Here is an 11,973-nt window from a genome sequence, read left to right on the forward strand (position 1 = left end):
CGATGAGCAATCGTGAGATCTCGGCTCAGAGCGGTGAGAGCGCATTTCAGGCACCGCTCGCCAGCCCTGCAACACTGGATGGGCAGAAGAAATCAAACATGACGACAGAGCATCATTTCCCGTATTTAGCAGAGAACCAGGATGTTGATTTTCAATTGCACCGAGGCCGCCAGCAAATTTTTCAGCCGTATCCACAAGGGCAAAAAGATCACGCCGTTGGACAATAAACCGCCGTCATCCGTCATTGAAGACGATGAACTGGCCGGTTCTGACGAGCAATGGTTGGTACACGCGATAACCGTGCAACGTAAGCATGTGCTGATCGCCATCCACGTTAAAACCCGTTATTGCATGATCTTTGCCGACGCGAAGAAGGCTGACGCTGAAGGGTTTGTGGCGCGATTTGTCGAGCGTTGGGCCAGCGGGTTGTTGATGCATGCGTTGAAGCACGATCTCCAACAGTGGCTCGATCCCGACTTGATATTGGCGCGGATGACGCAGACCTGTGAGCAGCAAACGTTCTATCGGCGCAGCCACCGCAGTGCGCAAAAGCACATTGATGAAATCGCCTGGATCTTCCATCACAAGGCCGCTCAAACCGGTTGTTTACCGCCTGATGAAGACACCGCCAGGGTGTTTGACGAGCAGATGAATGACACGCCCAGAAACAGCAAGGGCGTCAAGACGTATTACTTCCCGGATGAGGAAATGACGCTCCATTGGCTGCGTCATTATTGTTTTCTGGATGATGTTCAACTTCATGCTGCCAAAGCGCGCCGCAAGCAAATAATCCTGGAGAACGCGGCCATCAAGCGCGAAGCCTGGTTGGAAGAATACGAGCGACAACACTCGAATACTTAGAGTGCACTCGCCATAATCCGCCCCGAACTTACCCGCGCCGGCATTCATCTTCCGGCGCTGCCTCTGCCTCTCTCAAGGATCGATCAATGCTCAAGGGACTGTTGCGTCCGGCAACCTGCGCCGCTGCGCTGTTCACGCTGATTTCCACCGCCCATGCCGACGACGGTCTGCATGTATTCACCGGCACGCTGGGCAAAACGCCCATCGTCGTTGAGTTGAACACGGAACAGCCGGACGAAGTGAGCGGCCGCTATTTCTACGAGAAGTATCACCGCGACCTGGCCCTCAGCGGTTGGCTGCAAGACGGCACGTTGAACCTCGTTGAAGGCGACAACCGCTACGGCGAAGACAAGCCGCTGCCGACCTTGAAGCTGGAAGAAACCGCCAACGGCTGGCAGGGCGAATGGCAAAGTCCGCAAGGCAAAAAACTGCCGGTGAAACTGGCCGAGGCCAAACTGCCTGCGCCGACATCAACCACGTTGCCCTTCATTGCCTCGCTACCCAAAAGCTCGCCCTACGAGTATTTGCGCCTACAGGGCCTTAAGCTCAAACCCGTGAAGAAAGAAAACTTCATGGGCTATGACCTGCAATGGTGGACGGAGCCTGAGTCGACGATTTCGCTGTTCAGTGTTGAATCGGGCCTGCCCAAAGATGACCTGCAACGGGTCAATCAGCAGTTGCTCGGGCGCCTCTGGAGTGAAGTCATCAGTTACCACTACTGCCAGTTACAGGGTGGGGACAACGTCGAATTCGTGCAGCAGGCCGAACCGAAGCTGATTTCACCCGCGCTCGTCAGCCTGAATATTTCAACCAGCTACTACTGCGGGGGCGCGCATCCTGACTTCGGTGATTCGCCGCTCAATATTGATGTGAGCAGCGGGCATTCGCTGTCGCTGGAAGATGTGTTGTGGGTGGGCGAGGGCAAGCCATTGCTGCACGCCGATCGCGACAGCTTGGGCGATCAGCCATTGAGCTCCGCGCAAAGCAGTGCGCACTCAACCTATCAACGTGAAGTGCTCGCGCCGTGGCTGGTCAAACAACTCACCGCGCTGTATCCCGATGAAATGAAGAAGCCGGCAGAGGAGGATGAAAACAGCTGCGACTATACGGACGAAAGTATCTGGGGGTATCCATCCTGGCACTTCACCGCCAAAGGCTTGTACCTGGGCGCCTACTTTGCGCGCGTCGCACGCGCCTGTGATGCGCCCGAGTGGCCAGTGCTGCCGTACTCACTGATCAAACAACACCCTGGCGCCGTCAAACTGCAACTGCCCCAGGGCTAACCGTCACGCCAAACCCGGCGCTTCACGAATGATGAAGTGATCCAGGTTCTCGATATCGGCATTGAAGACCTCGAAAGGCTTTTCGGGGTTCTTCTTGCCCGGCACCTGCTTCAACTCCGGTGTCACGCCATAGAAGAAACAGAACAACGCCTTATCACTGTCGACCGCCTGCGTGATCTCTTCCAGAAACGCCTTGCGCTTGCGGTAGTTGTCGATCAACTTTTTGTTCAGATAGACGCTGACCGTGTAAGGCTTCTTTTTGCTGTCTTCAGGCTTCTTCCACCAGACCCTGTCTTCGAAGTCGATACGAAAACTGGCGCCGTGGAAGTCCTCGATCTTCTTGATCCGGCCCCAGTAAATCAGCCCCTTGTTGTCCATCAAGTACTCAACCTTCTTGAAGAACGAACTGTACGGCGCCGAATGCTCACCGACCTTCAACGGCATCCGCTTGAGCAACTCCTTGTCCGCGAAGTTCGAAACAAAGCACTCCACCGGATGCGCGAAAACGCTGGTCTTGTCCGGCGCCGACTCACGATTTGCAGACTCTTTACCACTGTCCGCCGTCACTCGTACCGGATCATCGCGCAACACATCCGCGGCCTCCGCTGGCGCGGCAGGCTTGCGCACATACTCACGCCGCGTCAGCAACAACTCCGACGGGAAGTGTTCCTCACGACTGTCATCCGCCTCGCCATCCGCCGTTTCAACACCCGAGGCTGAAGCTTTCAAGCTCACATAAGGACAACCCACCACATGCTGCGTCGTGGGCAGATTCTTGAAGTGCGGCGTGCGCACGTAATTCACGTTCTTGGCGTTGAACGTGCCCAACTCATTGGAAGCCTCGAACGCCGAACGACAGGCATCGTTGGGGCACTGAAAGTGTTCCTTCGCAGAGTCAAACGCCACCGTCTCATCGAAATTGAGATCGCGAACGTCATAGATCGACAACTTGTCGTCGAGGCTGAGGCAGTAGGCGAGATCGAATTTCATTGAGTTTTCTTCCATTAATGTATTCAACATCAATAATGATAGATTATTAAAAAATAGTTAGGGGAGGTTTTATCCTATAAAACTGTATCGTTTCACGAGTTTTGAAGCTTCAACTGCATCTCGTACATTTCCAGAAGTCTTGGTATTTAGGTAGGCATGTACTGCACCCTGTAATACTCTGTTTACAGAAGGTTTGTTGTACCATGTCTGCTCTCGCATTTTTTCAAGTAGATCGCTCATGTCTGGAGCATCGGCATGTTGCTGCAAGAAACTTGACCAATCGCCAAATACTTCTGGTGCTCCTGTATTTATGGTCAATTGTAAAAGAAGTTCTCGAAAGTATCTTTGTTCTAGTGATTCGTTTTCTTCATCTGACAAGCTTATTTTTATAATACGGTAAGTGTTAATGAAGCGCAGGACTCTACGAGGCGAGTTTCCGGAAAATGGTGCTAGTTGGCTGAGGAAATCTCGTTCCGCATCACTAAAACTGAGTCTGCTTGCACGATAATCGAAGTCTTCTAGGTCGTTGTTTACTGCGTCGGTGTCGATTTCATCGATTGCTGGGTTTATATCGTCGATGGATTGATGTTGTTCGAGTAGGGTGTTTTTTTCTGGTTCGGAGAAAGGGTTAGGCGCTATGCTTTTGCCGATCTTACGAATTCGCGACTCCAATAATGCTGAGCTTGCATCATCGCTCATTGGTCTGACCCAGTAAGGGATCTGGAATATTTTTTCCAGATAATCATGGGCGGTCGCCCCGCTATCATTATTTGTATTCTCGTTTTGCGGATTGTTGAGTAAGTCGGGGTAGTGCTTTGTCAATGCGCGATTAACCCAGCGTACATCCGCGGCTACGAAAACAATAAATAGTGGAAAGCCTAGTAATAAGTGAACTGCTTGAAGTACTTCAACTACTTTTTCAGGTGGGCAACGATCCAGATCGTCAATAAAAAGAACAACTCTTTTGAATGATTGGGTTTCAATGGTTGAGATTGATTTTAACATTGATTCGAGCTTTTCTTTGTCCGTCTCTTTCAGATGGTTTTTAGGATCGTCTAATAGGTCTTGTACTCTCTTTCTAAAGCTTTCATCAATATGTCGATTTGGTGTAGCTTCGGGATCAGCTCTCAAGCCTCTAGAAAGCTCTTCGAAGTCTTTGCGTATAGTTGCGACGAGGCCTAAATGGCTAGCGTAATGACCATCGTTCGCTCGCTGGCGGATAAAACGTAACATCCGACCACGTCCTGTCCCAGCATCAAACTCGCGCGTGGCTTCTACTAATTTTTCTGTTGTAGTTGTCAGCAAATCTCGAGCTGTCTCCATATCAGCGGATAACTTGGAAAGTGATTCTGAACGCAAGGTGGTTTGATGGCTGATGGCGTCTTCCAAAGTTGTACGGAAATTTGCTATCTCATTAACAGCTCTCCGGACACGGTTAGTTAGCCATGCAATTCCCGATGTGATGCCGAGAATTGGTGCGCTAAGTGTTAGTAGCTCTTTGGTGAAAGACTGTACTTCGGTTTGAAAAATATTGCTGATTATTGTGTAAATTTTTGAGATTGCCGGAGGCGCAATCAAAATTATGGCCACGCCACATATAATAACAGGCAGACTGCCAAGGCGCTGGAGCAAGCCTTCTTTAATTGCTTTAGTTCGGGTTATTTGAGTGTTCAGGTCGTCAATTGTTTCTTTTAATTTTTGCGTATTATTAAAAAGCTCCCCTAGGCCTAAGGAGTCAGCGGCCGTCTGAATCTTTTTCCAGGTCACGTTGCTTTTTAGTGTTTGAACTACAGCATGCCAAAATAATTTAGTGTTTTGTTCTGCCTTCGCCAAACGTTCAGTGGCGACGGCTTGTGCTTTGCGGCAGTTGACCAGTTCTTCGGCCGCTTCCAGCGCCAATTCTTGAGCTGTTGAGAGGTTCTCAAATAGTTGTTCTGATGAGTGTTTTCGTTTTTCTGCTGTTTCTTTTTTGCGGACCCACTGATCCAGTTCAGTGAATATGTGGTCGACAAGGCTTGCCCAGAGATTGTTATCGACAAAGTGCCAAGCGTTGAAGCGTATAAGCACGGTATCAGCAGATTGCTTTTTAATTTGTTGGTAAATTAAACGCATAAAAAAAGACTTGCCTGTGCCCCAATTTCCTAAGATGCCTATTGCTAATGGGGGTTCTTCTGAACGAATAGCAAGTGCTGCCATTGCTTTGGCTTCGTCTAACACACCGATTTTGTCTTCTAATCCTATTGCCCACGGATCATCACTATGAAATAGAACTTCAAGGGCTTCTTCATTTTGAACTTGCTTTACTTTGTAGTTGTTTGTGGTGAAGTCGGTTGTTGTAGGTGCGTATTTTAGGTTTTTTGACCGTTGGGTGTGCGTTATTAATTTTTTGGTGTTAGGTCTTTCGGATGCCGGGAAAAAATTTGAAAATTCTAATGCTTCATCAGGAGATAGCGGAGACGTTGGGTCTCCGTTAAGTATGTCGCCTCTTCTGTTTATTATCCCAGAGGAAAAAATTGAATTTCTCGGGATCAGTGGGTCTAGCCAGCAGCTCTCTCGTACTCCGATTCGATAGTTTTTAACATTATTACGGTCTCCGACTGCAAACACTTCACCACTTTCGATTTCTCCCCAGCCACGGAGTCCACCGTTTTTATCTGCTTGCCAAAAAAATACGAGGTCGCCCTCTCGCACTAAATCTTGAAAGCGTGAAACTTCCCAAGGGATCGTTTGATTGCGTTCTGGTGAGGAAAGCCACCTCCGCTCAAATGAGCTGCCTGGAGTATATTGAAATACCCAGGCGCATTTACCATCTTTGTGTTGGGTAAAAGTGTTCAGATTAACTAGGTTTTTTTTATCCAGTATCGCTCTAATCTTATTCTTAACATTCGTACCAACGTTCTTAGCTGGTTTATAGCCATCGATTCGTGGTAGACCCATCTCATCAAGAACTGTAGAGATGTTCTGCATTCGGAATTCAACTGATCCTTTGGTGCGTTCGGCAAGCGCGCCATCGCGGAGGATACGGTTCTCTTCAGTTTTAATGACTTTTTGGCCACTCTGTTCGCGCGACAACATACTGAGATAGGCATCAACTGCTGCCTCGATTTCCAAATCACTCCAATCGCTGTTGCTTTTTTCCGTTTCCATACAATCGCCGAGGGTTGAGTACCCTAGGACGATACTGAGTGGCCATGACAGTTGTCTACGAAAATTCCTACTCAAAATAGCGAATGATCTCGCGTAATCCTACAAGCTCATCTCTAACCCATCGAGTGCCTCAAAGACTGAAACACTTGCATAAACCTCCGCCTCCAAGGCTTCACAACCGCAGTCCTGCGTTGAGTCTGATCTTTCAACAGGTAAGGCATATCCCGAAGCCGAATCCAGCCCTCATCTTGCCAATGCAGCAAACTCAACGACATCTCCGGCCAATCCAACAAACTCAACATTGGCCGATTCGAATCTCCTGAATCCGCAGCGTCGCGCAAGGTTGGTACTACCTCGTTGGTCAGCCACTCACGCAACAACCGGTTCCCCGGAACGTAGTGATAGACCAAGAGCGCATACACCCCAGATTCACTGAGCATCAGATGCTGTTCTGGTTCTCGAAAGTACTCGATCCGCATGACGCGGCGTTGATCGTTATCTAGCTTGTTGACCACCCGATCATTCAGGTGGAAGCCCATCAAACGGCCAACATCCCGGGCGGAGAACCATGGCTGGTTTTCCAGTAGAAGGGCATGCAGAGAAAGGTTGTGGCGAGAGAAGACGGTTACCGAGCATGGATCAGACATATCTATGGCCTCTACGTTTTGGATTTTGGGAGGGCCTGACCCCAACGTAGAGCGGACTTAAGAAATCCCAACGAGCAGAGCAGTTGTCACCGACGAATTACACGTCTGTGTCACTGACCGAGCTTTCTACGTTGGGCGTTTCTTAGGCACCTGCGATAGAGCTTAGTAGTGCTCGTAGCAGGCTTCAATGGGAAGCGACTGTAAGTGCTGTAGGAGATTGAACGCTGTGACGTAGGCTTAAAAAGAATTACCAATCGCCCATAAAAAAGCCCCGATCAGATCGGGGCTTTTTGCTTTTTCGACTTGACGACTCAGACCGCAATCGTCAAATCGCGCCAAGCGAGACTATAAGTTAGTCCCAGCTCAGAGCACCACCAGTTTGGTACTCAATAACCCGCGTCTCAAAGAAATTCTTCTCTTTCTTCAAGTCCATAATCTCGCTCATCCAAGGGAACGGGTTAGTCGTCCCTGGATATTCCTCTTTAAGGCCGATCTGCGACAAGCGACGGTTAGCGATGAACTTCAGGTAGTCCTCCATCATCGCCGCGTTCATGCCCAGTACGCCGCGAGGCATGGTGTCGCGGGCGTATTCGATCTCCAGTTGCGTACCCTGCAGGATCATCTGGGTCGCTTCTTCCTTCATTTCGGCATCCCACAGGTGTGGGTTTTCGATTTTGATCTGGTTGATCACGTCGATGCCGAAGTTCAGGTGCATGGATTCGTCGCGCAGGATGTATTGGAACTGCTCGGCGACGCCGGTCATTTTGTTGCGGCGGCCCATGGAGAGGATCTGGGTGAAGCCGCAGTAGAAGAAGATGCCTTCCAGAACGCAGTAGTAGGCGATCAGGTTGCGCAGCAACTCTTTGTCGGTTTCGACGGTGCCGGTTTCGAACTTCGGATCGGAGATCGAACGGGTGTATTTCAGGCCCCAGGTGGCTTTTTTCGCGACCGATGGGATCTCGTGGTACATGTTGAAGATCTCGCCTTCATCCATGGCCAGCGATTCGATGCAGTACTGGTAGGCGTGGGTGTGGATCGCTTCTTCGAAGGCCTGGCGCAGGATGTACTGGCGGCATTCCGGGTTGGTGATCAGGCGGTACACGGCCAGGACGAGGTTGTTGGCAACCAGGGAGTCGGCGGTGGAGAAGAAGCCGAGGTTGCGCATCACGATGCGGCGCTCGTCGTCGGTCAGGCCTTCCGGGTTTTTCCAGAGGGCGATGTCGGCGGTCATGTTGACTTCTTGCGGCATCCAGTGGTTTGCGCAACCGTCCAGGTACTTCTGCCAGGCCCAGTCGTACTTGAAGGGTACGAGTTGGTTGAGGTCGGCGCGGCAGTTGATCATGCGCTTTTCGTCAACGGCGACACGGGCGGAGGCGCCTTCGAGTTCGGCGAGGCCTTCGGCGACGTCGAGGGAGTTCAGTGCAGCCTTGGCGCGGGCCACGGCGGCCGAGTCGTCGGCGGTGACGGCGCGGGCTTCGAGCGCGGCGGCGCCGCCGGCGTTGTCGAGGCGGTCCATGTTGGCTTCAGTAGCGTGGCCGGCGTTGGCGCCTTTCACTGCTGCTACTTCACTGTCTTCTTTGTCGAATTCGTCCCAGCTCAGCATGACGTGTCGTCTCCTGCTTGAGGGCCTGTCGCCCCGTGTGAAACCTGATTGGTTGGTTTTTCACACGGTCGTACAGACCGCGTTGGATCTTAAGGAATCGTTTTTTGCAGCAGCTAAGGCAGGCAATAAAACAGAATTTTGTTCGGGGTTCCGAGAGCCTCTGACGGGCGCAGCTCGCGTTGAACGCTGCTGCGGGGCTTCAGATTGGCTGTTCATCCCTGTAAGGGAATATTGCTGTCCCGATTAGGGCGGCATTATAGGGAAAAAAAACGGGCTGTGCTGAGGCGAATCCGCGCATGGAGCGGTCGAGGCGGGTGGTTTTTCGATGAGAGCGTGGGTTTACAGGGCTTTGCCGGGGATAGATTTTTTTTCGCAGACATTTCGCTTTTGTGGATTTGCTCAAAAAACGAACAAAAAAACGCGTTTTTTACTACATCTAGTGTTTTGCAAGCATTTTTGACGACTCTAGACACAACTGAGCCCGACCGAAGTCGGGCTGGAATCGACCCTCAATGTGGCGCTGAGAGGTCCAATTCGGTGCAGTCTTGATCAGCCATTGGAGCAGCCGTTGCCCATGATGCTGTAACGCAGGATGTGACGCTGGCCTTGGGAGTCGTCGTATTCCATTTTCACGGGGACAACTTCACAGACGTTGGGTACTTCGCTCATGGAGACAACTTTGGCGATGTCCAGGTGAGTCGAGTAGGTGTATTCCTCGATGGCCGGTTGTTGCTGGGCGACGTCAGTCGGGGCCTCGTCTGCCATGGCGGTTGCGCACAGACTGCTGAGGGCCAGAACCCATAAAGCTTTCATTCGGATTTACCTTTTTGAGGTCGAGTGGGGTCACGCAACCTTTATGGGGTTGCGTGTGTAGCTTCATCGTTTGCAGTTATTACTTGAGAGCTGGATTAACGGCCTTCGTGGGGGCTGTATCGTTGTTAATCGCTTTGCCTTGTCGGCGAGGTGAATTCTAGGGAGGTGAGGTGGGGGTAAACAGAGCGGGTTTTGATAAACACCTTTGGCAGATTTGGTAACAATCGCTGGATGTGGTGTCTGCGGGGAGGCGGTGTGTCTGATAGACCGAGTTGTCTGAATCGCTGGCAAGCCAGCTCCCACAGGGGTTGCGCGGTATTCGGAAGAGGCATTTGGCAGGCGGATTGGGGAAGTCTGGATGTTTTGTAGGGGCTTGTTACTACCATCGTCGAATGGTTCTATGGGCCCGGCCCGGATACAACTGGGTCATACAAAAACAACTATTACACCGAGGTAGGAAAGATGAGTGCGGCTTCTCTGTATCCCGTTCGTCCCGAGGTTCTGGCTAACACGCTGACTGACGAGGCGACCTACAAAGCCATGTACCAGCAGTCGGTCGTCAACCCTGACGGCTTCTGGCGCGAGCAAGCCCAGCGTCTTGACTGGATCAAGCCTTTCACCACGGTGAAACAGACTTCGTTCGACGATCACCATGTCGACATCAAGTGGTTCGCCGATGGCACCCTGAACGTTTCCTATAACTGCCTCGACCGTCATCTGGCCGAGCGCGGCGATCAAGTGGCGATCATCTGGGAGGGCGACGATCCTTCCGAAAGCCGCAACATCACTTACCGCGAACTGCACGAACAAGTGTGCAAACTCGCCAACGCCCTGCGTGGTCAGGACGTGCACCGCGGCGACGTGGTGACTATCTATATGCCGATGATTCCCGAAGCCGTGGTCGCCATGCTGGCCTGCACCCGGATCGGCGCGATTCACTCGGTGGTGTTCGGTGGTTTCTCGCCGGAAGCCCTGGCCGGTCGCATCATCTACTGCAAATCCAAAGTGGTGATCACCGCTGACGAAGGCATTCGTGCCGGCAAGAAGATCCCGCTCAAGTCCAACGTCGACGACGCGCTGACCAACCCGGAAACCAGCAGCATCCAGAAAGTCATCGTGTGCAAGCGCACCGGGGGCGACATCAAGTGGAACCAGCATCGCGACATCTGGTACGAAGACCTGATGAAAGTGGCGGGCAGCGTGTGCGCGCCCAAAGAGATGGGCGCTGAGGAAGCGCTGTTCATCCTTTACACCTCAGGCTCCACCGGCAAACCGAAGGGCGTGCAGCACACCACGGGCGGTTATCTGCTGTATGCGGCGATGACCCACGAGCGTGTGTTCGACTACCGCCCGGGCGAAGTTTATTGGTGCACGGCCGACGTTGGCTGGGTCACGGGCCACAGTTATATCGTCTACGGCCCACTGGCCAACGGCGCGACCACGTTGCTGTTCGAAGGCGTGCCGAACTACCCGGACATCACTCGGGTGGCGAAGATTGTCGATAAGCACAAGGTCAACATCCTCTACACCGCACCGACCGCGATCCGCGCAATGATGGCTTCGGGTCAGGCCGCTGTTGAAGGCGCTGATGGCAGCAGCCTTCGCTTGCTCGGTTCGGTGGGTGAGCCGATCAACCCGGAAGCCTGGGACTGGTACTACAAGAATGTGGGTAAGTCGCGTTGCCCGATCGTTGATACCTGGTGGCAGACCGAGACGGGCGGCAACATGATGAGCCCGTTGCCGGGCGCCCATGCGCTGAAGCCGGGTTCGGCGGCGCGGCCGTTCTTCGGTGTGGTGCCGGCGCTGGTCGACAACCTCGGTAACATTATCGAGGGCGAGGCTGAAGGCAATCTGGTGATTCTCGATTCGTGGCCAGGTCAGGCGCGCACGCTGTATGGCGACCATGACCGCTTCGTCGACACCTACTTCAAGACGTTCCGTGGCATGTACTTCACCGGTGACGGTGCGCGTCGTGATGCCGATGGTTACTACTGGATCACCGGGCGGGTGGATGACGTGCTCAACGTCTCCGGCCACCGTATGGGCACGGCCGAGATCGAGAGTGCGATGGTTGCCCACCCGAAAGTCGCTGAAGCGGCGGTGGTTGGTGTGCCGCACGACATCAAAGGGCAGGGCATTTATGTCTACGTCACCCTGAAGAATGGCGAGGAGCCGACCGAGCAATTGCGTCTGGAGTTGAAGAACTGGGTGCGTAAAGAGATCGGGCCGATTGCTTCGCCGGACGTGATCCAGTGGGCGCCTGGGCTGCCGAAGACTCGTTCGGGCAAGATCATGCGCCGGATTCTGCGCAAGATTGCCACGGCTGAGTACGACGGGTTGGGGGATATCTCGACGCTGGCGGACCCGGGGGTGGTGCAGCATTTGATTGATACGCACAAGACCATGAATGTTGCTTAAGTAGCGGGTTGATGTGTTGGAAAGCCCTGTTCGGTGTAGGCCGGATGGGGCTTTTTTGTGTCTGTTGTTTATGTGCTGGCTGGTTTGGCCCCTTCGCGAGCAAGCCCGCTCCCACAGTTGGAATGAGTTCCAGCCGTTGGGGCCGGGGCGTCTGTGAGTATTGGTTCGGTTTATGTGGTGGCTGGTTTGGCCCCTTCGCGAGCAAGCCCGC

General features: G+C 52.7%; 9 protein-coding genes. 4 read left to right on the top strand and 5 right to left on the bottom strand.

The window, feature by feature from the left end; all coding sequences use genetic code 11:
• Positions 1-2: 2 nt before the first annotated feature.
• The 3 genes from K5E40_RS11155 (at position 3) to K5E40_RS11165 (ending at position 2,144) form a co-directional block, all read left to right on the top strand.
• Complete coding sequence (locus tag K5E40_RS11155) at positions 3-227, top strand: hypothetical protein (protein ID WP_221730779.1); 225 nt, start codon at positions 3-5, stop codon at positions 225-227.
• The gene (locus tag K5E40_RS11160; RefSeq protein ID WP_221730769.1) at positions 142-861 is read left to right on the top strand and encodes a DUF6933 domain-containing protein; all 720 of its coding nucleotides are present in this window, start codon (positions 142-144) and stop codon (positions 859-861) included. Before K5E40_RS11155 ends, K5E40_RS11160 begins: the two co-directional genes overlap by 86 nt.
• Before the next feature lie 86 nt (positions 862-947).
• Positions 948-2,144, top strand: a complete 1,197-nt coding sequence (locus K5E40_RS11165; RefSeq protein WP_221730770.1) for a hypothetical protein — start codon at positions 948-950, stop codon at positions 2,142-2,144.
• A gap of 3 nt (positions 2,145-2,147) precedes the next feature.
• Here K5E40_RS11165 and K5E40_RS11170 read toward each other — a convergent pair whose 3' ends face one another.
• From K5E40_RS11170 to K5E40_RS11190, 5 genes are all read right to left on the bottom strand, one after another.
• Entirely contained in the window at positions 2,148-3,134 is a 987-nt protein-coding gene (locus tag K5E40_RS11170) for a hypothetical protein (protein WP_221730771.1), read from the bottom strand.
• Between the two features lie 69 nt (positions 3,135-3,203).
• Positions 3,204-6,281 (bottom strand): P-loop NTPase fold protein, encoded by a 3,078-nt coding sequence (locus K5E40_RS11175; protein ID WP_221730772.1) that lies wholly within the window; start codon positions 6,279-6,281, stop codon positions 3,204-3,206.
• Between the two features lie 113 nt (positions 6,282-6,394).
• Positions 6,395-6,928: a Bro-N domain-containing protein gene (locus K5E40_RS11180; RefSeq protein ID WP_221730773.1), complete on the bottom strand. Its 534-nt coding sequence runs from the start codon at positions 6,926-6,928 to the stop codon at positions 6,395-6,397.
• A 352-nt stretch (positions 6,929-7,280) separates the two neighbouring features.
• Positions 7,281-8,531 (bottom strand): ribonucleotide-diphosphate reductase subunit beta, encoded by a 1,251-nt coding sequence (locus K5E40_RS11185; protein WP_095191667.1) that lies wholly within the window; start codon positions 8,529-8,531, stop codon positions 7,281-7,283.
• A 549-nt stretch (positions 8,532-9,080) separates the two neighbouring features.
• Positions 9,081-9,344, bottom strand: a complete 264-nt coding sequence (locus tag K5E40_RS11190) for a DUF2790 domain-containing protein (protein WP_221730774.1) — start codon at positions 9,342-9,344, stop codon at positions 9,081-9,083.
• Between the two features lie 462 nt (positions 9,345-9,806).
• Here K5E40_RS11190 and acs point away from each other — a divergent pair, with 462 nt between their 5' ends.
• A complete protein-coding gene (gene acs, locus K5E40_RS11195) occupies positions 9,807-11,762 on the top strand; it encodes an acetate--CoA ligase (RefSeq protein WP_221730775.1) in 1,956 nt (651 codons plus the stop codon).
• Positions 11,763-11,973 lie beyond the last annotated feature (211 nt).

The sequence above is a fragment of the Pseudomonas baetica genome (genome assembly GCF_019733355.1).
GTDB lineage: Bacteria > Pseudomonadota > Gammaproteobacteria > Pseudomonadales > Pseudomonadaceae > Aquipseudomonas > Aquipseudomonas baetica_A.